Source organism: Streptomyces sp. CB02009, assembly GCF_001905825.1.
In the GTDB taxonomy this organism is placed as follows: domain Bacteria; phylum Actinomycetota; class Actinomycetes; order Streptomycetales; family Streptomycetaceae; genus Streptomyces.
The window spans coordinates 406,697-432,119 of sequence record NZ_LIVV01000003.1 but is presented as its reverse complement, the minus strand read 5'-3'; the positions used below and the strand labels follow the sequence as shown (position 1 = coordinate 432,119).

Sequence of the window (25,423 nt, the reverse complement as noted above, 5' to 3'; positions counted from 1 at the left end):
CCTGGGGGGACTTCGATGCGGAGCTCACGTACGACGGCGAGAACACGGGCGGTGGCGGGCGCGGCCCTGCTCACCGCGGCACTGGTGCTGACCGGCTGCGGAGCCGGCGGCACGGCCGGGGACTCCAAGCGGGACCTGAGCGCGGAGGCGCCCGCGGACGCCAAGGGCGCGGCGGAGCGGGGAGCCGCCGACGGCTACGCGGGATCGGGCGGCGAGCAGGCCTCGGCCGCGCCCTCGGCCGCGCCGTCGAAGGCCGCCGCGCAACAGCACGTCATCCGCACGGCCTCGCTCTCGGTGGAGGTCGGCGATGTGACCAAGGCCCTGGTCACGGCCCGCGACGTGACGGCCGGCGCGGGCGGACGCGTCGAGAACGAGTCGACGGAGCGGCTCGACGACGGGTACGTCACCTCCCGCGTCGTCCTGCGGGTGCCGCAGGAGCGGTACGACTCCGTCCTCACCGAACTCGCCGGCACGGGGAAGCTGCTGGCCCGCAAGGCCGACGCCAAGGACGTCACCGAGCAGGTGGTGGACGTGGAGAGCCGGATCGCCACCCAGCGCGCGAGCGTGGCGCGGGTGCGGGCCCTGATGGAGCGGGCCGAGAAGCTGACCGACGTGGTGACCCTGGAGGGCGAACTCAGCCGCCGCCAGGCGGACCTGGAGTCTCTCCTCGCCCAGCAGTCCTCCCTGCGGGACAGGACGTCGCTGGCGACGATCACCCTGGAGCTGTCGCAGAAGGAGAAGCCGCGGGCCGAGGAGGACGAGGACGACGGCCGCCCCGGTTTCGGTGACGCCCTGAGCGGCGGCTGGAACGCCCTGGTCGGCGCGGTCTCCTGGGCCGTCGTCGTGCTCGCGGCCCTGGCGCCGTGGCTGGCCGTGGCCCTGATCGGCTACCTCGTGTGGCGCCATGTCGTCCGCCCCCGCCGCGCCGGGCGCGCGAACGCCCGCCCGACGGCCCCGCCGGAGCCCCCGGCCGCCGTCCCCGCCGCCCGCCGGAACGCCGCGGGAGCCCCCGTACCCCCGGAGACGCCCGACGAGTGAGCTCGGAAAAATACGCTGTCCCCATGACTGAACGACTGGTGGTGATCGGGGGCGACGCGGCGGGGATGTCCGCCGCGTCGCAGGCACGCAGGCTGAAGGCGCCGGAGGAGCTGGAGATCGTCGCGTTCGAACGCGGCCACTTCTCCTCGTACTCGGCCTGCGGCATCCCGTACTGGGTCGGCGGCGACGTCGGCACGCGCGACGAGCTGATCGCGCGCTCCCCCGAGGAACACCGGGCGCGCGCCATCGACCTGCGGATGCGGACGGAGGTGACGGCGATCGACGTGCCCGGCCGCCGGGTCCTCGCCCGGGACCTGGAGGCCGGTACGGAGACCTGGACGGACTTCGACAAGCTGGTGGTCGCGACGGGCGCCCGGCCCAAGCGGCCGGCGCTGCCGGGGATCGACGCCCCCGGCGTGCACGGGGTGCAGACCCTGGACGACGGACAGGCGCTGCTCGACTCGCTCGACGCGACGCCGGGGCGGCGGGCGGTCGTGGTCGGCGCGGGCTACATCGGCGTCGAGATGGCCGAGGCGCTCCTCAACCGCGGCCACCAGGTGACGGTCCTGCACCGGGGCGAGCAGCCGATGGCGACCCTGGACCCGGACATGGGCCGCCTGGTGCACCGGGCGATGGACGGCCTGGGCATCACGACGGTCGCGTCGGCGGAGGTCACGAAGATCCTCACCGGAGAGGACGGCCGGGTCAGGGCGGTGGCGACGGACCGGGCCGAGTACCCGGCGGACGTGGTCGTCCTGGGCATGGGCGTGGTGCCGGAGACCTCGCTCGCCCGCGCCGCGGGCCTGCCCCTGGGGGCGCACGGCGGGCTGCTCACCGACCTCGCGATGCGGGTCCGCGGCCACGAGGGCATCTGGGCGGGCGGTGACTGCGTGGAGGTCCTCGACCTGGTCTCGGGCCGCGAGCGGTACATGCCGCTGGGGACGCACGCGAACAAGCACGGCCAGGTCATCGGGTCCAACGTCGGCGGCGACTACGCGACGTTCCCCGGGGTGGTGGGCACGGCGGTGTCCAAGGTCTGCGATCTGGAGATCGCCAGGACCGGCCTCCGGGAGAAGGACGCGCGGGAGGTGGGGCTGCGGTACGTGACGGTGACCGTGGAGTCGACGAGCCGGGCCGGGTACTACCCGGGGGCCGCGCCGATGACGGTGAAGATGCTGGCGGAGCGGCGCACCGGCCGGCTGCTCGGGGTGCAGATCGTGGGCCGGGAGGGGGCGGCGAAGCGGGTGGACGTCGCGGCCGTGGCGCTGACGGCGGGGATGACGGTGGAACGGATGACGGCCCTGGACCTGGGGTACGCGCCGCCGTTCTCGCCGGTGTGGGACCCGGTGCTGATCGCGGCCCGCAAGGCGACGGCGGCGGTCCGCGCGGCGGGCTGACGACACGGCGCGGCGGTCGGAGCGGCTGACGGCGCGGCGGTCGGTGCGGCCGACGGCGCGGCAGTTGGCGCGGCTGACGGCGCGACCGAAGGACACGGCCGACAGCACGACGGCCGCCGGGGTCTCCCCCGGCGGCCGTCGGACGGTGTCGCCGGCGTGTCAGACGGCCGTCCTGGTGTGGACGTACTCGACGAGCTGCGACAGGGCGTCCGGGTCCATCGACGGCATGACGCCGTGGCCCAGGTTGAAGACGTGCCCCTCGAGGTTCTTCGCGGCGGCCAGGACCTCGTCCGTCTTGGCCTCGACCACCTCGCGCCCGGCAAACAGCACGGCCGGGTCCAGGTTGCCCTGGAGGGCCTTGCCGGGGCCGACGCGGCGGGCGGCCTCGTCGAGCGGGACGCGCCAGTCGACGCCGACGACGTCCGCGCCGGCCTCGCCCATGAGGCCGAGCAGCTCGCCCGTACCGACGCCGAAGTGGATGCGCGGGACGCCGTACCCGGCGACCGCGTCGAACACCTTGACGGAGGCCGGCATCACCGAGCGCCGGTAGTCGGCCGGGGCGAGGGCGCCGACCCAGGAGTCGAAGAGCTGGACGGCGGAGGCGCCGGCCTCGATCTGGACCTTGAGGAAGGCCGAGGTGATCTCGGCGAGGCGGTCGAGCAGGTCGGCCCAGAGCTGCGGGTCGCCGTACATCATCGCCTTGGTGCGCTCGTGGCTGCGCGAGGGACCGCCCTCGACGAGGTAGCTCGCGAGGGTGAAAGGCGCGCCGGCGAAGCCGATGAGCGGGGTGTCGCCCAGCTCCTCGGTGAGCATCCCGATGGCCTCGGTGACGTAGTGGACGTCCTCGGGGGTCAGGTCGCGCAGTCGGTCCAGGTCGGCGCGGGTGCGGATCGGGTCGGCGACGACCGGGCCGACGCCGGGCTTGATGTCGAGGTCGAGGCCGATGGCCTTGAGGGGGACGACGATGTCGCTGAAGTAGATCGCGGCGTCGACCTTGTGGCGGCGGACCGGCTGGAGGGTGATCTCGGTGACCAGCTCGGGCCGCATGCAGGACTCGAGCATGGGGATGCCCTCGCGCACCTTCAGGTACTCGGGGAGCGAGCGCCCGGCCTGCCGCATGAACCAGACAGGGGTGTGCGGCACGGGCTCGCGCCGGCATGCCTTGAGGAACGCGGAGTCGTGCGTCCGCGACTGCTGCTTCGTCTGCTGGCCCTGCGGGCTGTCGTTGGCACTCACGCCCAGAATCTTCGCATGTGGCGGGAAGCCGCTCGTCCGGGCCGGGTGTCCTCCCTGCACAGAGGCCCCGTTCCGCCTACTCTTCCCCGCATGGCTGCGGCTCAGGGACATTTTTCCGATCATTCCGACGGCGATCGAGGGACGGACGAAACGGCGGACAGTACGGAGGCGAACCCGGTACCCCCCGTGTTCCGCCGGGCGGTGGAGGCACTGCGCTCGGCGCGGCTGCGGCCCGAGATCGAGATCGACCCGACGAGGCCCCCGCAGCGCCTCGCCCCGTACGCGTACGCGGTGGAGGCGGCCGTCGTGGACGGCGAGGAGGACCTCGCGGACGGCCGGCTGGTGCTGCTGCACGATCCCGACGGCCACGAGGCCTGGAAGGGCACGTTCCGCCTCGTGACGCTCGTCCGGGCGGAGCTGGAGCCGGAGATGGCGGCGGATCCGCTGCTGCCCGAGGTGTGCTGGTCCTGGCTGACCGGGGCCCTGGAGGCCCGGGGGCTCGCGTACGGGGAGGCGAGCGGCACCGTGACGATGGCGGGCTCGCACTACTTCGGCGGTCTCGCGGACCGCAGACCGGCGACGCAGATCGAGATCCGCGCGTCCTGGACGCCGCGCGAGGGCCTGGGCGGAGTGCCGGACACCGGGGCGCACCTGGCGGCCTGGTGCGATCTGCTCTGCCAGATCGCGGGGCTGCCGCCCGCCCCGGCCGATCCGGCGACGGGTGCGACGGGGACGGTCTCGGGCGCGGGGATCGTCTCGCTGCCCCAGCGGCGGGGGCCGCAGCAGGTCTGAGGGACGGGATCAAGCCAACCTGCGGAGTGTCCGAACGTCGGCTCCGGTACTCCCCCTCAGGGGTGACGCAGGGGGGCCTGCTCGTAGGATGATCGATCACGCGTCCGAATTGCCCTAATTGTTACTCACCAAATCGTGATCTTTCCCTAAAGGCGGGCGGCCCAGCTGCCGAAGGAACCAGTGACCCCTTCACAGCACGGGTTCGCCCCCGGCTTCTTCCCCGAGCCGGCTCCGTCCCGCACCCTTCCCCCCAGGAGGCCTGGTGTCCGTTCTCCTCGAGCAGCCCGCAAGCCTGGTCGCCTACCGCCCGAACAAGCCGACGGCCATGGTCGTCGTGGCCGACCCGCGCGTCCGCTCCACCGTGACCCGCCACCTGTGGGCCCTCGGAGTACGCGACGTGATCGAGGCTTCTTCCATCGCGGAGGCACGTCCCCGCGTCGGCAACCCGCGCGACATCTGCGTTGCCGACGTCCACCTGCCCGACGGCAGCGGCCTGACCCTGCTGTCCGAGACCCGCGCCGCGGGCTGGCCCAACGGCCTCGCCCTCTCGGCTGCGGACGACATCGGCGCCGTGCGCAACGCCCTGGCGGGCGGCGTGAAGGGCTACGTCGTCACCGGCACCCGTACGAACATCGGCCACCCCACCCGACCCGGCGCCGCCCCCATCGGCGCCGCGGCCGCGCGGCTCGGCCACCGCCGCCCCCCGGGTGCCCCGAGCCACCCGGGCGGCTACCGCGAGCTCTCCGGCCGCGAGGTCGAGGTGCTCCGGCTCGTCGCGGAGGGCCAGTCGAACAAGGCGATCGGCGTCTCCATGGGCCTCTCGGCCCTCACCGTGAAGAGCCACCTCGCCCGGATCGCCCGCAAGCTGGGCACCGGCGACCGCGCCGGCATGGTCGCGGTGGCCCTGCGGACGGGGATCATCCACTGACGGAGCGCTCGACACGAAGCAGGCGCCTGTCGACGGAACGTTCCGTCGACAGGCGCCTGCCGTTCACCGATACCCTTGACAGGTGACCGACGCCCAAGAGACCGCAGCAGACACAGCACTGCGCACCACCGGGGGCGGCCCCCCGGACGACGATGTCCCTGCGAATGGGCTTCCGATCCCGTTGCTGGAGCCCCGCGAGGGGATTCCGCCCGTCGTCGAGACCGAGGACGCCCTCGCCGAGGTGATCGCCGCCTTCGCGGCCGGCCGCGGCCCCGTGGCCGTGGACGCCGAGCGCGCCTCCGGCTACCGGTACGGCCAGCGCGCCTATCTCGTCCAGCTGCGCCGCGAGGGCGCGGGGACCGCGCTCGTCGACCCGGTCGGCTGCCCGGACCTCTCCGGACTCGGCGAAGCGCTCGCCGGCACCGAGTGGATCCTGCACGCCGCGACCCAGGACCTGCCGTGCCTGCGCGACATAGGCATGCTGCCCACCTCGCTCTTCGACACCGAGCTCGCCGGGCGGCTCGCGGGCTTCCCGCGCGTCGGCCTCGGCGCGATGGTGGAGTCCGTCCTCGGCTACGCCCTGGAGAAGGGCCACTCCGCCGTGGACTGGTCCACCCGACCGCTGCCCGAGCCCTGGCTGCGGTACGCGGCCCTGGACGTGGAACTCCTCGTCGACCTGCGGGACGCCCTGGAGAAGGAGCTCGACCGGCAGGGCAAGCTCGAATGGGCGCACCAGGAGTTCGACGCGATCGCCTCGGCCCCGCCCGCCCCGCCCCGCAAGGACCCTTGGCGGCGCACCTCCGGCATGCACAAGGTGCGGCGCCGTCGCCAGATGGCGGTCGTACGGGAGCTGTGGACGGCCCGTGACAAGGTCGCCCAGCGGCGGGACGTGTCCCCCGGCAAGGTGCTGAGCGACGCGGCGATCGTGGAGGCGTCGCTCGCGGTGCCGGTGAACGTGACCGCGCTCATGGCGCTGCCCGGCTACGGCCACCGGATGGGCCGCCGCCAGCTGGAGCAGTGGCAGGCTGCCGTCGACCGCGCCCGCGCCCTGCCCGAGAGCGAGCTGCCCCAGCCGGGCCAGCAGGTGGCCGGCCCGCCCCCGCCGCGTGCCTGGGCCGACAAGGACCCGGTCGCGGCGGCCCGCCTGTCGGCGGCGCGCGCGGCGGTCTCGGCCCTCGCGGAGGAGCTGAACCTGCCGCAGGAGAACCTGATCACCCCGGACACGGTCCGCCGCGTCTGCTGGGAGCCGCCGACCCCCGGCGACGCGACCGGCGTCGCCGCCGCCCTGACGGGCCACGGCGCCCGCCCCTGGCAGGTCGAACTGGTGACCCCGCTCCTGGTGAAGGCGCTGACGGCGACCGCGTGAGCCCGTACGCCGTCCGGCGTGAGCCCCCGGCATGCCGAAATGCGCCGGGGGCTCCGTCATGTCCGGCAGGCTTCGGGGTGTGACCTTCGCCGCTTGGGCCCCAGGGGCTGGGCAGCTTGGTTACCCACAAGTAGCATGGGGGAAGCAAGCGCACGCTTAGGCGTGTGCCGCAGCAGTGCCATCCCGCACCCTGGAGGAGAGCCATCGTGCCTCGTACCGTCAGGGACGTCGTCTTCGTCGACGGCGTCCGCACCCCGTTCGGCAAGGCGGGCCCGAAGGGCATCTACCACGAGACCCGCGCCGACGATCTCGTCGTCAAGGCCATCCGGGAGCTGCTGCGCCGCAACCCGGGCCTCGACCCCGCGCAGATCGACGAGGTCGCCATCGCCGCGACCACGCAGATCGGCGACCAGGGTCTGACCCTCGGCCGCACGGCGGGCATTCTCGCCGGGCTGCCGCAGTCGGTGCCGGGCTACTCCATCGACCGCATGTGCGCCGGCGCGCTCACGGCCGTCACGAGCGTCGCCGGTTCGATCGCCTTCGGCGCGTACGACGCCGTCATCGCCGGTGGCGTCGAGCACATGGGCCGCCACCCCATGGGTGAGGGCGTCGACCCGAACCCCCGGTTCGTGAGCGAGAAGCTCGTCGACGAGTCCGCCCTCTTCATGGGCATGACCGCCGAGAACCTGCACGACCGCTACCCGAGCATCACCAAGCAGCGCGCCGACGAGTACGCCGTGCGCTCGCAGGAGAAGGCCGCCAAGGCGTACGCCGACGGCAAGATCCAGCAGGACCTGGTGCCGATCTCGGTCCGCCGCACCGACGCCTCCACCGGTGAGACCGGCTGGGGCCTGGTCACCGCCGACGAGCCGATGCGCCCGGGCACCACCCTGGAGTCGCTGGCCGGCCTGAAGACGCCGTTCCGCGTCCACGGCAACGTCACCGCGGGCAACGCGGCCGGTCTCAACGACGGCGCCACCGCCTCGATCATCGCCTCCGAGGACTTCGCCCGCGAGAACGACCTCCCGGTGAAGATGCGCCTCGTCTCGTACGCCTTCGCCGGCGTCGAGCCCGAGGTCATGGGCTACGGCCCGATCCCGGCGACCGAGAAGGCCCTCGCGAAGGCCGGTCTGTCCATCGAGGACATCGACCTCTTCGAGATCAACGAGGCCTTCGCGGTCCAGGTCCTCGCCTTCCTGGAGCACTACGGCATCGCCGACGACGACGCCCGCGTCAACCAGTACGGCGGCGCCATCGCCTACGGTCACCCGCTCGCCTCCTCCGGCGTCCGTCTGATGACGCAGCTGGCCCGCCAGTTCGAGGAGAACCCGCAGGTCCGCTACGGCCTCAACACGATGTGCGTCGGCTTCGGCATGGGCGCCACGGTCATCTGGGAAAACCCCCACTGGGAGGGCAAGTGAGCACCACCGCCGAGCTTCTGAAGGGCGCCGCGGAGCTCTTCCCCGACGAGGTCGTCACGAGCGCCCACGTACGGCACTTCGAACTGCCCGCGGGTGCGGGCCGGTTCGCCCTGATCACGCTGGACAACGGCTTCGACCACACCAAGCCGACCACCTTCGGCCCGCAGTCGCTCGCCAACCTGAACGCGGCGATCGACCAGGTCGAGGCCGAGGCCGCGAGCGGTGACATCACCGGCGTCGGCATCACCGGCAAGCCGTTCATCTTCGCCGTCGGCGCCGACCTCAAGGGCGTCGAGCTGCTGAAGAAGCACGACGAGGCGCTGGCCATCGGCAAGGGCGGCCACGACGTCTTCAAGCGCCTGTCCGCGCTGGCCGTCCCGACCTTCGCGTACTACAACGGCGCGGCCATGGGCGGCGGCGTCGAGGTCGGTCTGCACTGCACCTACCGCACCGTGTCGAAGGCCCTGCCGGCCTTCTCGCTGCCCGAGGTCTTCCTCGGCCTGGTGCCCGGCTGGGGCGGCTGCGCCATCCTGCCGAACCTGATCGGTGCCGAGAAGGCCGTCTCGGTCATCATCGAGAACTCGCTGAACCAGAACCGCCAGCTCAAGGGCAAGCAGGTCTTCGAGCTCGGCATCGCCGACGCGCTGTTCGAGGGCGCCGACTTCCTGGAGCAGTCGCTCATCTGGACGGCCTCCGTCCTGAACGGCTCCGTGACCGTCGAGCGCCCCGCGATCGACCGCGGCGAGGCCTGGGACCAGGCCGTCGCCAAGGGCCGTCTCGTGGCCGACTCCAAGGTCCACGGCGCCGCGCCGGCCGCCTACCGCGCCCTCGACATCATCGAGGCCGCCAAGGACGGCGACCTGCAGAAGGGCTTCGACGCCGAGGACCAGGCCCTCGCGGACCTGATCATGGGCGGCGAGCTCCGCTCCGGCATCTACGCCTTCAACCTGGTGCAGAAGCGCGGCAAGCGCCCCGCCGGCGCGCCGGACAAGTCGCTGGCCCGCCCGGTCACCAAGGTCGGTGTCGTCGGCGCCGGCCTGATGGCCTCCCAGCTCGCCCTGCTCTTCCTGCGCCGCCTCGAGGTGCCGGTCGTCCTGACCGACATCGACCAGGAGCGCGTCGACAAGGGTGTGGGCTACGTCCACGCCGAGATCGAGAAGCTGCTCGGCAAGGGCCGCATCAACCAGGACAAGGCCAACCGCCTCAAGGGCCTGGTCTCCGGTGTCCTGGACAAGGCCGAGGGCTTCGCGGACGCGGACTTCATCATCGAGGCCGTGTTCGAGGAGATGTCCGTCAAGCAGAAGGTGTTCGCCGAGGTCGAGGCGGTCGCCCCGGCGCACGCGATCCTCGCCACCAACACCTCCTCGCTCTCGGTGTCGGAGATGGCCTCCAAGCTCCAGCACCCGGAGCGCGTGGTCGGCTTCCACTTCTTCAACCCGGTCGCGATCCTCCCGCTCCTGGAGATCGTCCGCGGCGAGAAGACCGACGATGCCTCGCTGGCCACCGCGTTCGGTGTCGCCAAGAAGCTGAAGAAGACCGCGGTCCTCACCAAGGACGCCCCGGCGTTCGTCGTGAACCGCATCCTGACCCGCTTCATGGGCGAGATCCAGAACGTCATCGACGAGGGCACCTCGGTCGAGACCGCCGAGAAGGCCATCGAGCCCCTCGGCCTGCCGATGTCGCCGCTGGTCCTCCTGGAGCTCGTCGGCCCGGCGATCGGTCTGCACGTCTCCGAGACCCTGAACCGTTCCTTCCCGGAGCGCTTCACCGTCTCGCCGAACCTCAAGCGTGTCGTCGAGGCCGGCAAGCGCGGCTTCTACGTCTACAACGCCGAGAACGGCTTCAAGCCGGAGCTCGACCCGGAGGTCGCCGCCCTCCTCGTCCAGGGCGAGTCCGTCCTGACCGAGGAGCAGGTCCGCGACCGCGTCCTGGACGCGGTGGCGCAGGAGATCGGCCTGATGCTGGAGGAGGGTGTCGTCGCCGAGGCGCAGGACATCGACCTCTGCCTGATCACCGGTGCGGGCTGGCCCTTCCACCTGGGCGGCATCACGCCGTACCTGGACCGTGAGGGCGTCTCCGAGCGCGTCAACGGCAAGCGTTTCCTCGCGCAGGGCGTGGCGAGCGTCCCGGCGTAACACCCGGCCTCGCGCCCCAGGGCGTACGCGAACGGCCCCGGCACCTGGAGAAGGTGCCGGGGCCGTTCCCGTGCGCGCGTACCGCGTCGTACGCGGGTGCTCCTCGGGAGTCCCCGGGCGGGCCCGGGGAACCCCTCTCGGGGCGTCACCCTATGGAGCGCCAGCCCTCCAGGAGCAGACCCTCCGCCGACGCCTTCTGGCGGGTGGTGATCGGGGCGCCCGCGCCGACCCGGGCCATCGCGACCAGGCGGCCGTCGAGGCCGCGGGTGAGGACGGCGGCGAGGTCGGCGTGCCGCTCCCCGGTCTCCGACCACTCGATGCCCTCGGTCTCCTGCTCGCTCGGGTAGGCCCCGAGGGCGAGCCGGCCGTCGGCGGACTGCTGGGCGAGGACCGTGCAGTCGAAGCCGTCGATGAGGCAGCGGGTGACGGCGAGCCGTCCGGTGCCGACGGCCTTGCCGAGCACGGTCGGCTCCAGGGAGCGCTCCGGCGACCAGGCGCGGACCTGCCCGTCCAGGTCGAGGTAGAAGAGCGTGACGTGCCCGGAGGGGCCGGTCGTGGCCGCCAGGGTGCCCATGGTCACCGACGCCGGGAGCAGCTCCTCGCGGATCGGCTTGGCGCCGGACTCGCGCTGCACGTAGCGGACGAGGCCCTTGGCGTGCGAGCTGTACAGCTCGACGAAGCCGGAGCCGTTGGTGACCGCGACCGGCGAGGGGTCGGTCTTCGAGCCCATCAGGTCCCACCAGGGGTGCCAGCCGCCGGCGTCCTTCTGGGCCCGGACGCTGAGTCCGCCGCCGCCGTTGCGCATGAAGGCGTACACGCGGCCCTGGCCGTCCACCGCGACGGCGGGGTTGCCGGTCCACGGCCCCTTGCCGTTGGAGTGCCCGAGGGAGCGCCAGGCGGCCGCGGGGCGGCCGGTCTGGAACTGGACGCAGTGCACCAGCTCCACGTGGTCGTCGGCGCTGTCCGTGGGCCGCAGGCCGACGAGGTGGACGTAGCGGTCGGCACCCTGGCCGACGGCGAGGAAGGGGGTGAGTCCGCCGGAGGGGCCGGGGCCGCCCAGCGACACGGGTCCGCTCCACTTCCCGTCGGGCTCCTCGGTCCAGCGCACCACCTCTCCGTCCCGGGGCAGATAGGCGCTGAACCGGCCCTCCGCCCCTCGGGTCAGCCAGGCCCCCTGGAGCAGGGGGGCGGTGGAGGAGGCGGCGGTGGGGGCCTGGGAACGATTAGCCATGGGGGGATCCAGCACTCCGGTCGGTCGGAAGGAGTTCGGGTACGAACCGACTGTAGTCGTCCTTCCGAACGGTCCCTTCCGCGCCTGCGGAATCACGGCCCCGGGGCCCGCCTCAGTACTTCGCGGCCTGGCCTGCCTGCCCGAGCCGGCTGTGACTGCGCCCGTACAGGAAGTACACGACGATGCCGATGACCATCCAGACCGCGAACCGGAACCAGGTCTCGCCGGGCAGGTTCAGCATCAGCCAGAACGAGGCGGCGATGGAGAGGATCGGCAGCGCGGGCACCCAGGGGGTGCGGAAGGCGCGCGGCAGGTCGGGGCGGGTGCGGCGGAGCACGATGACGCCGAACGCGACGACGACGAAGGCGAAGAGGGTGCCGATGTTCACCAGGGTCGCGAGTTCGTTGATGCTGGTGAAGCCGGCGACGATGGCGATGATCACACCGAGCAGGATGGTCGGCCGGTACGGGGTCTTGAAGCGCGGGTGCGTCTTGGAGAAGAAGCGCGGCAGGAGGCCGTCGCGGCTCATCGCGAAGAACACCCGGGTCTGGCCGAGCAGCAGGATCAGGCAGACCGTGGTGAGGCCGACGGCGGCGCCGAAGCTGATCACGCCCGCGTAGAAGGGATGACCGGCGGCCTTGAAGGCGTCGGCGAGCGGGGCGCTCACCGACAGCTCCGTGTAGTGCTGCATACCGGTCACGACCAGCGCCACGGCCACGTAGAGCACGGTGCAGATGAAGAGCGAGCCGAGGATGCCGCGGGGCATGTCCCGCTGGGGCAGCTTGGTCTCCTCGGCCGCGGTGGCCACCACGTCGAAGCCGATGAAGGCGAAGAAGACGACCGAGGCGGCGGTGAAGATGCCCATGACGCCGAAGTTCGTGGGCTCGTAGCCGAAGATCAGCTGGACCATCGGGGAGTCCCAGCTGGAGCCGCCGCCCTCGGGGGTGACGGCCGGCGGGATGAACGGCTTGTAGTTGTCGCCGACGATGAAGAACAGGCCGGCGACGATCACGATCATCACCACGGTCACCTTGATCGCCACGACGAGCGCGGTGATCCGGGCGGAGAGCTTCATGCCGAGGACGAGGACGACGGTCAGCACCAGGACCAGGAGGAAGGCCAGGATGTCGAAGGTGCCGCCCGGCACGTCCGGCCCTTCGAGCGCCGCGGGCAGGTGCCAGTCGATGTTGTCCATGAGCGAGCGGACGTAGCCCGACCAGCCGACGGCGACCACCGCCGTGCCCAGGGCGAACTCCAGGACGAGGTCCCAGCCGATGATCCAGGCGGGCAGCTCGCCGATCGAGGCGTACGCGAAGGTGTACGCCGATCCGGCCACCGGCACCGTGGAGGCGAACTCGGCGTAGCACAGGGCGGCGAGGGCGCAGACGATGCCCGCGGCGACGAAGGCGAGGGCGGTGGCCGGGCCCGCGTTCTCCTTGGCGACCTTGCCGGTCAGGACGAAGATGCCGGTGCCGATGATGACGCCGACGCCGAACACCATCAGATCCCATGCGGACAGGGATTTCTTGAGCGCGTGCTCCGGTTCCTCCGTGTCGCGGATCGACTGCTCGACCGTCTTGGTCCGGAAGACGCCGTTGTTGGCGCGTGGCTGCTGGTCCGTACTCACTCGTCGTACCTCCCTGCCATGGGGCTGCCCGCCCTGTGGTCAGAATGCACGCGAAAGGGCCGATCGGCACTCCGAAGAGTGAACCGATCGGCCCCTGGGTGACAGCGGGTGACGGCGACCGTCAGTCGCGGGCGGGCTCCACGGCCTGCGCGCTGCTCTCGAACCTGCCGTCGAGACGCGAGACCAGACCGGTGACCTGCCGCGCGATGTCCGGGGCGGTCAGACCGATCTCGGCCAGGACCTCGCCGCGGGAGGCGTGGTCCAGGAAGCGCGGCGGGATGCCGAAGTCACGCAGCGGAACGTCCACCCCGGCGTCGCGGAGCGCCTGGGCGACGGCCGAGCCGACACCGCCGACGCGGCTGTTGTCCTCGACGGTGACGACGACCCGGTGGCGCTCGGCGAGCGGGGCGAGGGCCTCGTCGACGGGCTTGACCCAGCGGGGGTCGACGACCGTGGTGGAGATGCCGTGGTTGTCGAGCAGGTCGGCGATCTCCAGGCACATGGGCGCCAGGGCGCCCACGGAGACCAGGAGGACGTCCGGCCGGTCCGAGCCGGGCTCGCGGAGCACGTCCATGCCGCCGACGCGGCGCAGGGCGGGTACGGCGGGGCCGACGGCGCCCTTGGAGAAGCGGACCACGGTGGGGGCGTCGGTGACCTCGACGGCCTCGCGCAGCTGGGCGCGGACCTGGTCGGCGTCTCGGGGGGCGGCGAGCCGCAGGCCGGGGACGACCTGGAGGATCGACATGTCCCACATGCCGTTGTGGGAGGCGCCGTCGGTGCCGGTGACGCCGGCCCGGTCCAGGACGAAGGTGACGCCGCACTTGTGCAGGGCCACGTCCATCAGGACCTGGTCGAAGGCGCGGTTGAGGAAGGTCGCGTAGACCGCGAAGACCGGGTGCAGGCCGCCGGTGGCGAGGCCCGCGGCGGAGACCGCGGCGTGCTGCTCGGCGATGCCGACGTCGAAGACCCGCTCGGGGAAGGCCTTCGCGAACTTGTCGAGACCGACGGGCTGGAGCATGGCCGCGGTGATGGCGACGATGTCCGCGCGCTCCTTGCCGAGCGCGACCATCTCCTCGGCGAAGACGCCGGTCCAGTCCGCGCCGGACGAGGAGATCGGCAGGCCGGTGTCGGGGTGGATCTTGCCGACGGCGTGGAAGCGGTCGGCCTCGTCCTGGAGGGCCGGCTGGTAGCCGCGGCCCTTCTCGGTGAGGCAGTGGACGATCACGGGGCCGCCGAAGCGCTTGGCGCGCGTCAGGGCGGACTCCAGGGCCTCGATGTCGTGGCCGTCGATGGGGCCGACGTACTTGAGGCCGAGGTCTTCGAACATGCCCTGCGGGGCGATGAAGTCCTTGAGGCCCTTCTTGGCGCCGTGCAGGGTCTCGTAGAGCGGCTTCCCGACGACGGGGGTGCGCTCCAGGATGTCCTTGCCGCGGGCGAGGAAGCGCTCGTAGCCGTCGGTGGTGCGCAGGGTGGCCAGGTGGTTGGCGAGGCCGCCGATGGTGGGCGCGTAGGAGCGCTCGTTGTCGTTGACGACGATGACGAGCGGGCGGTCCTTGGCGGCGGCGATGTTGTTCAGCGCCTCCCAGGCCATGCCGCCCGTGAGGGCCCCGTCGCCGATGACGGCGACGACGTGGTCGTCCTTCTTCAGAACCTCGTTCGCCTTGGCGAGGCCGTCGGCCCAGCCGAGGACCGTCGAGGCGTGCGAGTTCTCGATGACGTCGTGCTCGGACTCGGCCTGCGAGGGGTAGCCGGAGAGGCCGCCCTTCATCTTGAGCTTCGAGAAGTCCTGGCGGCCCGTGAGCAGCTTGTGGACGTAGCTCTGGTGGCCGGTGTCCCAGAGGACCTTGTCCTTCGGGGAGTCGAACACGCGGTGCAGGGCGATGGTCAGCTCGACCACGCCGAGGTTGGGCCCGAGGTGCCCGCCGGTCTTGGAGACGGCGTCCACGAGGAACGTCCTGATCTCGTCGGCCAGCTGATCCAGCTGTTCCGGGGAGAGCCGGTCCAGATCTCGCGGTCCCCTGATACGGGTCAGCAGAGCCACCCGTGCCTCCTTGCGTTTGAGCTGGTCGAGCTTGCCGATTTGTCGAGTCTAATGTTCCGTCTTGGATCGTGGGCATCGGGCCGGGGGGTGAGGCGTCACCCTCAAGGCCTACATGTCGCTGATCTGTACGGCTTTGCGCGTTGATCCGTACGGGTCCCCGGGGATCCGGGCACTGCTCCGGACGCAGCAGTGCCCGGCGCCGGTTTCACGGCGCCGGGCGGTGTGGCGAGCGTTACGCGCGCGGGACGGGGTCCCTAGGCGCGTCCCGCCGTCTTCTGCGTCTTGCGGGAGACCGAGTCGATGATCACGGCGATGAGCAGGACCGCTCCGGTGATCATGTACTGGATCGCGTTCGAGGACAGGTTCATCTGGTTGAGGCCCTGGACGATCGACTGGATGACCAGGATGCCGAGGAGCGCCGACCAGACCTTGCCGCGTCCGCCGAACAGGGACGTTCCGCCGATGACCGCGGCGGCGATGCACATCATGAGCTGGTTGCCGCCGCCGAGGGAGCGGTCGGCGCCGCCGGTCGCGGAGGCGAGGAACAGACCGCCGACGGCGCCCATGGTGCCGGAGATCATGAAGACCGAGATCCGGATCCAGGAGACGTTGATGCCGGCGCGGCGGGCGGCCTCGATGCCGCCGCCGACGGCGAAGACCTGGCGGCCGTACGTGGTGCGGCGCAGCACGAAGTCGGTGACGAGCAGGATGACCAGGAAGATCACCAGGGAGAGCGGCAGGCCCTGCTCCTGGTTGAAGCCGTACGCGGCGACGAGGACCAGGACCGCGAGGACGGCGGTGCGCAGGATGATCTCGCTCTGCGGGCGGTGCGGCAGCTCGGCGGCCTTGCGGCGGCGGGCGTCGCGCAGCTGGGCGAGGTAGAAGGCGGCGACGACGGCCACGGCGAGGCCGTAGGCGGCGGCGACGTCGGAGAAGTAGTACTTGGTGAGGTCGGCGACGAAGCTGCCGATCGGGGTGGGGATGGTGGACTTGTCGCCCATCACCCAGGTCTGGAGGCCGGCCCAGCCGAGGAAGCCCGCGAGGGTGACGACGAAGGCGGGCACGCCGATCTTGGCGAAGACCAGACCGTGGAAGGCGCCGAGAAGGGTGCCGGAGAGGATGCCGAGGAGGATCGCGAGGCCGTCCGGCATGTCGGTGCCGAGGACGCCCCAGACCGAGCCGGCCAGACCCGCCACGGAGCCGACGGCGAGGTCGATCTCGCCGAGCAGCAGCACGAAGACGATGCCGACGGCCATGATGCCGGGGCCGACCGCGTACAGCGTGATCTGGTCGAGGTTGTACGAGGTGATGAAGTTGCCGGTGAGCGCCTGGAAGACGATGCCGATGACGATCAGGCCGACGACGACGGGCAGCGAGCCGATCTCACCGGAGCGGATCTTGCGCTTGAACTCCTCGACGTAGCCCTTGAAGCCCTGCTCGCGCACGAGCAGGCGGGGGTCGACGGCGGGGATCGCGGCGGCGGCCGGGGCCTCGGTCACCGGGACCGTCTCGTCGGGGGTACGGGGCTCGGGCACCGCGGCCTCTTCGCTCGCGGTGGGAGGGGTGTTGCTCACTTCGCTACCTCCGCGTTGCGGGCCTGACGGCGGGTCACGGCGTTGTCCGTGGCACCGGTGATCGCGGCGATGATCTCTTCGTGCGTGGTGGTGGCGACCGAGAAGGTGCCGTTGTTGCGGCCCAGGCGCAGGACGGCCACGGTGTCGGCCACGGCCTTCACGTCGGCCATGTTGTGGCTGATGAGGATGACGCCGAGGCCCTGCTCGCGCAGCCGCTCGACCAGGTCGAGGACCTGGGCGGTCTGCTCGACGCCGAGGGCGGCGGTCGGCTCGTCGAGGATCACGATCTTGGGGTCGCCGACCAGGGCGCGCGCGATGGCGACGACCTGGCGCTGACCGCCGGAGAGCGCGGCGACCGGGATGCGGACGCTGGGGATGCGGATCGAGAGCGTGGAGAGCAGGTCCTTGGCCCGCTTCTCCATGGCGACCTCGTCGAGGACGCCGCCCTTCTTGATCTCGCGGCCGAGGAACAGGTTGGCGACGACGTCGAGGTTGTCGCAGAGCGCGAGGTCCTGGTAGACGGTCGCGACACCGAGGTTCTGGGAGTCGTGCGGGCGCTGGATCTCGACCTGCTCGCCCTCCCACTCGATGACGCCCTCGTCGATCGGGTGGACACCGGCGATCGTCTTGACCAGCGTGGACTTGCCCGCTCCGTTGTCGCCGACGAGCGCGACGACCTCTCCTGCGTGGACTTCGAGATCGACACCGGAGAGGACCTGAACCGCTCCGAAGCGCTTGAAGATCCCGCGCAACGCCAGCACGGGCGCCTGCGTCTGGGACACGTGAACCAACTCCTTCGCCGCCCGCGGGCGGCGGCATGTCGCGCCGCCGGTGCAGCGCCAAAGTTCAAGGGGGGGTGAAGCTCGTCCGGCCCCCGGACCGACAGCGGGGTCTGGGTCGGCCGGGGGCCGGACGGGCGGGGGGACGGATCGTGCCGACAGGGGCCGGGCGGTCGGCGGGGGCTGCGCCCTCTGGCGGGGGCTTCACCCTCGGCGGGGCTCTCCACCCCGTGTCCGGGGCTTCAGCCTCTGTACGCGGGCCGGTGTCGGGATCCGTGACGCCGGGCCCTCGGGGGGCCCGGCGGGCTCGGCTCAGGGGTTACTTGATGCCCAGTTCCGTGCACTTGGCGGCCAGGTCCGAGGTGCAGAGGTCGGCGGCCTTGTAGATGCCGTCCTTGATCACCGTGGTCTGGATGTTGGTCTTGTCGACGACGACCGGCGGGAACAGCGTCGACGGCACGCCGTCGGTCGCGCCCTGGGCGCCGAGCTCCTTGCCCTGGAGCAGGTTCACCGCGAACTTGGCGGCCTCGGGGGCCAGCTGGAGCGGCGACTTGTAGATGGTGAAGGTCTGGGTGCCGGCGATGATGCGCTGGATGCCCGCGACCTCGGCGTCCTGGCCGCCCACCGGAATGCCCTTGATGCCGGCGTTCTCGAGGGAGGTGACGATGCCACCGGCCATGCCGTCGTTGGCCGAGTAGACCGCGCCGATCTTGTCCTTGCCGACCGAGGAGATCGCGGCGGACATCTTCTCGCCGGCGACCTTCGGGTCCCACTCGCCGGAGGCCTCGTAGGCGATCTTGCCGACCTTGCCGTCGAGCGCGGTGTGGGCGCCCTTCTTGAACAGGGCGGCGTTCGGGTCCTTCTCGTCGCCGTTGATCATCACGACGTTGGCGGAGGCGGCCTTGCCGCCGAGGGCGGCGAGGAGCGCCTGGCCCTGGAGCTCGCCGACCTTGTTGTTGTCGTGGCTGACGTAGGCGTCGGCGCCCTTGACCGCGCGGTCGTACGCGACGACCTTGACGCCCTTGGCCTTGGCCTCGGTGACCCAGCCCTCGGCCTTGGTGGCGTCGACCGGGTCGAGCGCGATGACCTTGATGCCGTCGGCGATCAGCTGGTCGAACTGCTGCTTCTGCTTGACGACGTCGGAGACCGCGTTGTTGTACACGACCTCGCAGTCGCCGCACGCGGCCTTGACGGCCTTCTCGAACTGGGGCTTGTCCAGGGCCTCGTAGCGCGAGGTCTTGTTCTCCGGAAGGAGCAGGCCGATCTTGGTCGAGCTGCCCTTGTCACCGCTGTCGTCGCCGCCGGCCTGGCCACAGGCGGCGAGCGAGAGGGCCATCGACACCGCGGCCGTGGCTATGACGGCGCGACGCGTCACTGCGTTCATTTGGGGTTGCCTCCCTGACGAGGCCGCGACGTTGCGGCCGAGGTGTCCCGAAGTCAACTCGGCCGCACGGTTGCCGTCAAGAAGTAAATTCTTAACGAGATGACAACGGTGGTGTTCGTTATCTAAGTGAACGCAAGGCGTGAGGCCGGAGCAGCCGTCGGCAGCGCGCTCTCCAACAGGGTCGAATCGCCCATTTCGCTCAGTACGAGGGCCAGCGCGCCGAGCACCTCCGCGCGGCCTCCCAAGGCCCCCTGAGCCAGCGAGAGCTGCCTGGCGGCACTGGGGATCGCGTACCGCGAGACGGAGTCCCTGATGGGCGTCAGGACCAGCTCCCCGGCCTCCGCCAGGTCGCCGCCGAGCACCACCCGGCTCGGGTTCAGGAGATTGCAGAGGTTGGCGATGCCGCTGCCGATGTGCCGCCCGACGTCCGCGATCACCCGGCGGCAGCCGGGGTCGCCCTCGCGGGCCAGCTGGACGACCCGTTCCATGGTCAGATCGGGGCCGTGACCGGGCTGGAGCAGCGGCAGCACGTACCGGGCGGCCGTGAAGGTCTCCAGGCAGCCGCGGTTGCCGCAGCGGCAGACCGGGCCCGACTCGTCGAGCGTGATGTGCCCGATCTCGCCCGCGGTGCCGCCGGGGCCCCGGTAGACCCGCCCGTCGATGACGAGGCCGGCGCCGACGCCGCTCGCCACCTTGATGTACGCCAGGTCCTTGACGCCCCGCCCGCTGCCCCAGACGAGTTCGCCGAGGGCGCCGAGGTTGGCGTCGTTGTCGACGTGCACGGGGACGCCGAGGCGGCCGGAGAGCTCCTCCGCGGGGTTGATCCCGCTCCAGCCCGGCAGGATCGAGGTCGAGCCGAGGGTCCCGGAGGAGACGTCGATGGGGCCCGGGACGCCGAGTCCGACGCCGATGACCTTGTCCCGGCCGATCCCGGTGGCCTCGATCAGCCGGTTGACCAGGTGCTCCGCCCGGTCGAAGCCCTCGGCGGCGGAGGCGTCCACGTCGAGCGGCTCCGACTCCTCGGCGAGCACCTGGTGGGCCAGGTTGCCGACGGCGACCCGGAGGTGGGTGTGGCCGAAGTCCACGCCGATCACGATGCCGGCGTCACCGGAGAGCGAGACGCTGCGGGCCCGGCGGCCGCCCGCCGAGGTGGGCGTGACGTCGACGGTGCCGCCGTCCTTCAGCTCCCGGACGATGTTGGAGACCGTCGCGGCGGACAGTCCCGTCGCCCGGGCGATCTCCGCCTGGGTGAGCGAGCCGGCCATGCGCACCGCCCGGACGACCCGTTCGAGATTGGCCCTGTGCAGAGACGTCTGCGACCCCGGAGTCTCCATCGACTCACTCACTCCCACCGTTTTCTCCAACATGTGAACTCTAAGGGGACGCTTTCGGCTTGCCCCCCGTCAAGACCTTGAGTGGCGGAGCGTCTGTGTCACACCACGCGCGGGGCCCCCGGCGCGGGTGCGCCGGGGGCCCTGGGGACTGCGGTACCGGGGTTACTTCACGGCGCCGGCGGTCAGGCCGGCCACCACCTGCCGCTGGAAGATGATGTACGCGGCGAGCACCGGGAGCATCGCCATCACCAGTCCGGCGAAGAGGCCCGACCAGTCGCCCTTGTAGCCCTGGCTCGTGGCGAGCTGGACCAGGCCCTGGGAGAGCACCTTCTGGTCCTGCTCGGTGTTGAGCACGGTGGGCAGCAGGTACTGGTTCCACTGGCCGAGGAAGTTGAAGATGCCGACGCTGATGAGGCCCGGCTTCGCCATCGGCAGCATGACCTGGAAGAAGGTCCTGGTGTGCGACGCGCCGTCCACGAAGGCCGCTTCCGCCACCGAGGTCGGCAGCGTGCGGAAGAAGGCCGTGAGGAAGAAGACGGTGAAGGGCAGCGAGTACGCGATGTAGACGAGGATCAGGCCGTGCGGGGTGTTGAGCAGGGCCATGTTCTGCATGACGTAGAAGAGCGGCACCAGCGCCAGGATGATCGGGAAGCTCATCCCTCCGATGAAGAGGAAGTAGATGAAGCGGTTCCCGGGGAAGTCGAAGCGGGCCAGCACGTACGCCGCCATCGAGCCGAGGAGCAGCGTGCCGATGAGCGAGCCGCCGACCACCACGATCGTGTTCATGAAGTAGTCGCTCATGTGCGCCTGGGACCAGGCGCGCGACCAGTTCTCGAAGTGCAGCGTGTCGGGCAGCGACCACGGGGAGGTGAAGATCGCCCGGTCGGTCTTGAACGAGGTCATGACCGCCCAGAGCAGCGGCATGACCACCATGATCGCCCAGATGATCAGGACGCCGTGCGAGAAGACGTTGAGGACCCCGCCCTCGCTCTTGGAGTCCTTGCGGGGCGCGGGCGCCACCGTCTTGGTGACCATGGGGCCCGAGCCCCCCGAGGGGCCCGGGGTCTCGACGCCGGGGGTTGCAGTGTCGGTCGTCTTCATCAGAACTCCAGCCGCTCGCGCCGGCCCAGCTTCATCACGACGGCCGCGAAGGCCAGGGTGACGAGAAGGAGCGCGACACCGATGGTCGTTGCGTAGGCGGCCTGACCGTCCCGGAACGCCTTCTGGTACACGTACAGCGGAAGGACGATGGTGGAGTAGTCGGGCCCGCCGCCGTTGGGGCCGACGGTCATGATCTGGACGACGGCGAAGGACTCCGCGCCGAGCGCCAGGATGCCCATGTAGATCCAGCCGGACTGCACGGTGTCCCAGAGCAGCGGCAGGGTGATCTTGAAGAAGGTCGTGAAGCGGTTGGCGCCGTCGAGCAGCGCCGCCTCGTAGAAGTCCCTCGGAATGGACGCCATGCCGGCCGAGAAGAGGACGACGAAGAAGCCGACCGTGGACCAGACGAGAACGGCCATGACGCAGATGAGGGCGAGCTTCGGATCCCCCAGCCAGTCCGGCTGAATACTGCCGAGGCCCACCAGCTTCAGAGCGGAATTGATGGCTCCGCTGTTCGGGTTGTAGGCGAACTGGAAGAGCAGCGCGACGATGGCGATCGACAGCACCTGCGGGAAGAAGTACACGATCTTGTAGAAGGCTGAACCGCGCACACCGGCGATGGCCGCTCCGCGACGGCGCCGACCGCCGACATTGAGCATGAACGCGAAGAACAGCGCGAGCCCGACGGTCACGAGCGGAAGCACCACCGCGAGGGTCAGACTGTGCTGGAGCGATTTCCAGAAGATCTCGTCGTCCAGCATTCTGCTGTAGTTGTCGAATCCGACGAACCCGAATTCGGGGCTCAGTCCGCTCCAGTCCGTGAGCGAGTAGTAGATGGACTGGATGAACGGCCAGATGACGAAGAGCGCGTAGAGCGCGAGGGGTGCCGCCAGGAACCCCACGATGAAACGGTACTTGCCGTGCTGCATTCCTACCGACCCCGATCTTCCCGCGGGGGCGCGCCGCGGGTGCCGCGCGCCAAGGGGCCGGGGCCCGCTCCCGGTCGGCGGGAAGGGGCCCCGGCACTGCTCACTGGTGCTTGTAGTGCTTGATCGAGGAGTCCTTGGCCGCCTCGTCGGCGAACTTCTGGATCTTCTTGATCGTCTCGGCCGGGGTCGCGCGGCCGGCCATCATCTCGCCGATGCCCGCCACGCCGATCTTCTCCTTCTGGAGGGCGACGTACCAGTCCTGGAGGCGCGGGTTGACCACGTTCTGGCCGGCCTTCTCCAGGGCCGCGACGCCGGACTTGAGGCCCGGCGTCAGCTCGATGCCGTCGGTGCCGCCGTTGAAGGCGGAGAGGGACTTCACGGACTGCGTGAAGTTCTTGGACGAGGCCTCGCTGAGCATGATGCGCAGCTGCTCCATGCCGCCCTCGGGGTTGGCCGCCTTGGCCGGGACGATGAACGGCTCGCCGCCGGACGCCCACATGGTGCCGAAGGGCATCTTGTCGGAGGCGTCGATGCCGCTCGGGGCGGAGACGGCCAGGTTGAAGTCGGCCGGCATGGTCTTCGCGGCCTCGTTCTCGACCCAGGAGCCGTTCGGGATGAACAGCGCCTTGCCCTCGGTCCAGGCGGTCTGCGACTGGATGTGGTCGAGGCCGGGGGTGCCCTTGAGGATGTAGCCCTTGCGGTAGAGCTCGTAGTAGGCCTCGAAACAGGCCTTGACCGCGGGGTGCTCCCAGGCCTTCGGCTCCAGGTTGTCGATGGCGTCCAGGACCTCGCGGCCGCCGACCTTGCCGATCATCGGGTAGAGCGAGAAGGGGAGGTAGTACGGGTGCTTGCCCGCGTACGTCCAGCCCGCGATGCCCTTCTTCTTGGCCTTCTCGCAGACGGCCAGCATCTCGTCCCAGGTCTCGGGGTACTTCGCGTCGAGCGAGTCGAGCAGCTTCTGCGAGTACCAGACGCCGTAGACGGTGTAGGCGTAGTAGAGGACCCAGACGGGGGCGCCGTCGAACTGGCCCATCTCGATGATGCCGGGCCGCAGGGTGTCGCGGACCTTCTTGTTCGGGTCGTCGACGGAGGCCGCGTCCAGGAGGGCGGTGAGGTCGGCGAGCTGCTTCTGGCCGACGAGGACGCCCATGTCCATCTGCTCGGCACCCGAGTTGTCGATCAGGTCCGGCGGGTTGCCGCCGTTGAAGCGCGGCTGGAGCTCGGTGGTGATCTTCTGGGTGGGCGTGAACTTGACCTTGGCCTTGGGGTAATTCCCCTCGTAGACCTTGATCGCGTCCTTGGCGTACTGCTGTCCGAATCCGCCGTCGAAGAGGACGAAATCGAGCGGTGCCGACTCGTTCACCCCGAGCGGGTTCTTGTCGGACTTCGTCCCCTTCTCGACCTTTGCGTTTCCGTCGCCGCTGCTGCTCGCGCAAGCGGAGAGGAAGCCCATGGTCGGCACCGAGATCAGACCGATCGCGGCGGAACGCTTGATCAGATCGCGACGGCCAAGGCCCTCATTGGTCTGAGCGGAGGTGGATCCCATGCTCAAGTCCTCGCCTTCATTCAGGACTCAGGCGGTGTACCGGTCGCCCGTACTCACTCGCCACAGGCGAAGGGCCCCGCCACCGCGGTCATTTGCAGCCGGGTCGTGCAGGCGTCGGGCCGTCGTGTGTGGAACCGACTGGCTGGACGCCGACAGGTATAGTCCACTTCCCTTCGCCTGAGCAAGATCGAAAGCAGGTTTCTACGGCCATCTTTCCCGAGTTGAGACCTCCGGGATAAGCACGCTGGATCTGCGGCGTTTCGTCCAACCACTCGTCCACTCATGCCCTTGACAGTGACTCAGGCCGCGCCGTAGTGGAGGCCCTTGAGAGGGCGATCGAGGGCGTTACACGGACACCGACCAGCAAAGCGGACATACGGTCGGCATCGAAACAGTTGTGTCACAGACCCCCGGAAAAGTAAGGATCCTGTGAGGGCGACCGGGGATCATAGGGGGACCGCCGACCTCGTGCGTACGTTCGAGCGCCCGGCGGCGTTTACTTGTCCCTCTCTCCTGTGGAGTACTACGTGGCCAACTCTTCCGGCCTGAACCGCTCGGGCCTCCTGTCCCGTGTCGCGGTCGCGGCGATCGCCGCCGCCCTCGTCGGTACCTCGACCGCCGCGGTCGCGGCGGAGCCGGGCCCGGCGACCAAGGCCCCCTCCGCTCCGAAGGTGGACCGGGTGGCCGGCGCCGCGCAGTCGGACCGCGCGTCGGCCTCCGCGGCCTCCGCGACGGCCGCCTCCGGCGCCGCGCTCAACAACCTCTACGGCTGGCACACCAACGGCGACATCATCGGTTACACCCCCGTCGGCGGCGGCGCCATCCAGCGCATCGCCGGGCGTCAGGGCTGGAACTGGGTGGGTTACAAGAACTTCACCCAGGCGGACACCGACGCGCGGCCCGACGCCGACGGCTGGTACCACGCCGACGGCTGGTACGCCGTCAACCGCACCGGTCGCCTGCACTTCGCCAGCGACGGCCCGGTCCGCGACCTCGGTGGCGGCTGGAACGCCTACAACCGGGTCATCTCGGCCGGCAACACCGGCGGTGGCGCCCCGGACGACATCCTGGCCCGCGACGGCGCCGGTGTGCTCTGGCACTACCTGGGCAACGGCAACGCGTCCCTGACGCAGCGCTACCGCGTCGGCTCCGGCTGGGACGCGTACACCCAGATCGCGGGCAAGGGCGACGTGACCGGCGACGGCCGCGCCGACCTGGTCGCGCGCGACCGCAGCGGTGTCCTGTGGCTCTACAAGGGCACCGGCAACTACCGGTCCCCCTTCACCAGCCGCACCCGCGTCGGCAGCGGCTGGAACATGTACAACCACATCTTCTCCCCCGGTGACCTCACCGGTGACCGCCGTGCGGACCTCGTGGCCCGCGACAGCGCCGGCGCGCTGTGGCTGTACAAGGGCGCGGGCAACTCGACCAACCCCTTCCCGTCCCGCATGAAGATCGGCACGTCGGGCTGGAACGGCTTCGGCGCCCTGTTCTGATCGACCCGGGCACAGCGAAAGGGCCCCGCTCCTCTTCCGAGGAGCGGGGCCCTTTCCCGTACGACCGG

19 protein-coding genes are annotated in these 25,423 nt (G+C 70.7%); 8 read left to right on the top strand and 11 right to left on the bottom strand.

Annotation, left to right across the window (positions count from 1 at the left end):
• Nucleotides 1–15 precede the first annotated feature (15 nt).
• Together AMK27_RS14635 and AMK27_RS14630 are read left to right on the top strand one after the other, a co-directional pair.
• Nucleotides 16–1,038: a DUF4349 domain-containing protein gene (locus AMK27_RS14635; RefSeq protein WP_073906632.1), complete on the top strand. Its 1,023-nt coding sequence runs from the start codon at nt 16–18 to the stop codon at nt 1,036–1,038.
• Nucleotides 1,039–1,061: 23 nt separating this feature from the next.
• Nucleotides 1,062–2,435, top strand: coding sequence for an FAD-dependent oxidoreductase (locus AMK27_RS14630; protein WP_073906629.1), 1,374 nt, complete (start codon nt 1,062–1,064; stop codon nt 2,433–2,435).
• A gap of 159 nt (nt 2,436–2,594) precedes the next feature.
• Here AMK27_RS14630 and hemE read toward each other — a convergent pair whose 3' ends face one another.
• Entirely contained in the window at nt 2,595–3,671 is a 1,077-nt protein-coding gene (gene hemE / locus AMK27_RS14625) for a uroporphyrinogen decarboxylase (RefSeq protein WP_073906627.1), read from the bottom strand.
• A gap of 90 nt (nt 3,672–3,761) precedes the next feature.
• Between hemE and AMK27_RS14620 the strand changes: the two genes are divergently transcribed.
• The 5 genes from AMK27_RS14620 (at nt 3,762) to AMK27_RS14600 (ending at nt 10,313) form a co-directional block, all read left to right on the top strand.
• Nucleotides 3,762–4,463, top strand: a complete 702-nt coding sequence (locus AMK27_RS14620) for a DUF3000 domain-containing protein (RefSeq protein ID WP_073906625.1) — start codon at nt 3,762–3,764, stop codon at nt 4,461–4,463.
• 262 nt (nt 4,464–4,725) lie between these two features.
• Nucleotides 4,726–5,391 carry a response regulator transcription factor gene (locus tag AMK27_RS14615; RefSeq protein ID WP_015037008.1) on the top strand — a complete coding sequence of 222 codons (666 nt, stop codon included), beginning with the start codon at nt 4,726–4,728 and terminating at the stop codon, nt 5,389–5,391.
• Nucleotides 5,392–5,473: 82 nt separating this feature from the next.
• The gene (locus AMK27_RS14610; RefSeq protein WP_073906623.1) at nt 5,474–6,757 is read left to right on the top strand and encodes a ribonuclease D; all 1,284 of its coding nucleotides are present in this window, start codon (nt 5,474–5,476) and stop codon (nt 6,755–6,757) included.
• Between the two features lie 206 nt (nt 6,758–6,963).
• Nucleotides 6,964–8,178 (top strand): thiolase family protein, encoded by a 1,215-nt coding sequence (locus AMK27_RS14605; protein ID WP_073906621.1) that lies wholly within the window; start codon nt 6,964–6,966, stop codon nt 8,176–8,178.
• A complete protein-coding gene (locus AMK27_RS14600) occupies nt 8,175–10,313 on the top strand; it encodes a 3-hydroxyacyl-CoA dehydrogenase NAD-binding domain-containing protein (protein WP_073906619.1) in 2,139 nt (712 codons plus the stop codon). The genes AMK27_RS14605 and AMK27_RS14600 overlap by 4 nt, the downstream gene beginning before the upstream one ends.
• A 145-nt stretch (nt 10,314–10,458) precedes the next feature.
• Here the strand turns inward: AMK27_RS14600 and AMK27_RS14595 are convergent, their stop codons facing one another.
• From AMK27_RS14595 to ngcE, 10 genes are all read right to left on the bottom strand, one after another.
• A complete protein-coding gene (locus AMK27_RS14595; protein ID WP_073906617.1) occupies nt 10,459–11,544 on the bottom strand; it encodes a hypothetical protein in 1,086 nt (361 codons plus the stop codon).
• 112 nt (nt 11,545–11,656) lie between these two features.
• Entirely contained in the window at nt 11,657–13,171 is a 1,515-nt protein-coding gene (locus AMK27_RS14590) for an amino acid permease (protein WP_073906615.1), read from the bottom strand.
• A 121-nt stretch (nt 13,172–13,292) separates the two neighbouring features.
• Nucleotides 13,293–15,212 carry a 1-deoxy-D-xylulose-5-phosphate synthase gene (dxs, locus tag AMK27_RS14585; protein WP_073906613.1) on the bottom strand — a complete coding sequence of 640 codons (1,920 nt, stop codon included), beginning with the start codon at nt 15,210–15,212 and terminating at the stop codon, nt 13,293–13,295.
• A gap of 254 nt (nt 15,213–15,466) precedes the next feature.
• The gene (locus AMK27_RS14580; protein WP_073906611.1) at nt 15,467–16,786 is read right to left on the bottom strand and encodes a sugar ABC transporter permease; all 1,320 of its coding nucleotides are present in this window, start codon (nt 16,784–16,786) and stop codon (nt 15,467–15,469) included.
• A complete protein-coding gene (locus AMK27_RS14575) occupies nt 16,783–17,577 on the bottom strand; it encodes an ATP-binding cassette domain-containing protein (protein ID WP_073906609.1) in 795 nt (264 codons plus the stop codon). The genes AMK27_RS14580 and AMK27_RS14575 overlap by 4 nt, the downstream gene beginning before the upstream one ends.
• 307 nt (nt 17,578–17,884) lie before the next feature.
• Complete coding sequence (locus AMK27_RS14570; protein WP_073906607.1) at nt 17,885–18,949, bottom strand: sugar ABC transporter substrate-binding protein; 1,065 nt, start codon at nt 18,947–18,949, stop codon at nt 17,885–17,887.
• Between the two features lie 122 nt (nt 18,950–19,071).
• The gene (locus AMK27_RS14565; protein WP_073906605.1) at nt 19,072–20,283 is read right to left on the bottom strand and encodes an ROK family transcriptional regulator; all 1,212 of its coding nucleotides are present in this window, start codon (nt 20,281–20,283) and stop codon (nt 19,072–19,074) included.
• 162 nt (nt 20,284–20,445) lie between these two features.
• Nucleotides 20,446–21,384 (bottom strand): carbohydrate ABC transporter permease, encoded by a 939-nt coding sequence (locus tag AMK27_RS14560; RefSeq protein ID WP_073906603.1) that lies wholly within the window; start codon nt 21,382–21,384, stop codon nt 20,446–20,448.
• Nucleotides 21,384–22,313 (bottom strand): carbohydrate ABC transporter permease, encoded by a 930-nt coding sequence (locus AMK27_RS14555; RefSeq protein ID WP_073906601.1) that lies wholly within the window; start codon nt 22,311–22,313, stop codon nt 21,384–21,386. Before AMK27_RS14555 ends, AMK27_RS14560 begins: the two co-directional genes overlap by 1 nt.
• Before the next feature lie 100 nt (nt 22,314–22,413).
• Entirely contained in the window at nt 22,414–23,859 is a 1,446-nt protein-coding gene (gene ngcE / locus AMK27_RS14550) for an N-acetylglucosamine/diacetylchitobiose ABC transporter substrate-binding protein (protein ID WP_073906599.1), read from the bottom strand.
• 527 nt (nt 23,860–24,386) lie between these two features.
• Between ngcE and AMK27_RS14545 the strand changes: the two genes are divergently transcribed.
• Nucleotides 24,387–25,355 carry an FG-GAP repeat domain-containing protein gene (locus tag AMK27_RS14545; RefSeq protein ID WP_073906597.1) on the top strand — a complete coding sequence of 323 codons (969 nt, stop codon included), beginning with the start codon at nt 24,387–24,389 and terminating at the stop codon, nt 25,353–25,355.
• The last annotated feature ends 68 nt before the right edge of the window (nt 25,356–25,423 follow it).

Bases quoted from the DNA above. Each gene is read 5' to 3' on its own strand.
- AMK27_RS14635 (WP_073906632.1), top strand. From the start codon at position 16: ATGCGGAGCTCACGTACGACGGCGAGAACACGGGCGGTGGCGGGCGCG.
- AMK27_RS14565 (WP_073906605.1), bottom strand. From the start codon at position 20,283: ATGGAGACTCCGGGGTCGCAGACGTCTCTGCACAGGGCCAATCTCGAA.
- AMK27_RS14630 (WP_073906629.1), top strand. From the start codon at position 1,062: ATGACTGAACGACTGGTGGTGATCGGGGGCGACGCGGCGGGGATGTCC.
- AMK27_RS14560 (WP_073906603.1), bottom strand. From the start codon at position 21,384: ATGAAGACGACCGACACTGCAACCCCCGGCGTCGAGACCCCGGGCCCC.
- AMK27_RS14555 (WP_073906601.1), bottom strand. From the start codon at position 22,313: ATGCAGCACGGCAAGTACCGTTTCATCGTGGGGTTCCTGGCGGCACCC.
- ngcE (WP_073906599.1), bottom strand. From the start codon at position 23,859: ATGGGATCCACCTCCGCTCAGACCAATGAGGGCCTTGGCCGTCGCGAT.
- AMK27_RS14595 (WP_073906617.1), bottom strand. From the start codon at position 11,544: ATGGCTAATCGTTCCCAGGCCCCCACCGCCGCCTCCTCCACCGCCCCC.
- AMK27_RS14570 (WP_073906607.1), bottom strand. From the start codon at position 18,949: ATGAACGCAGTGACGCGTCGCGCCGTCATAGCCACGGCCGCGGTGTCG.
- AMK27_RS14620 (WP_073906625.1), top strand. From the start codon at position 3,762: ATGGCTGCGGCTCAGGGACATTTTTCCGATCATTCCGACGGCGATCGA.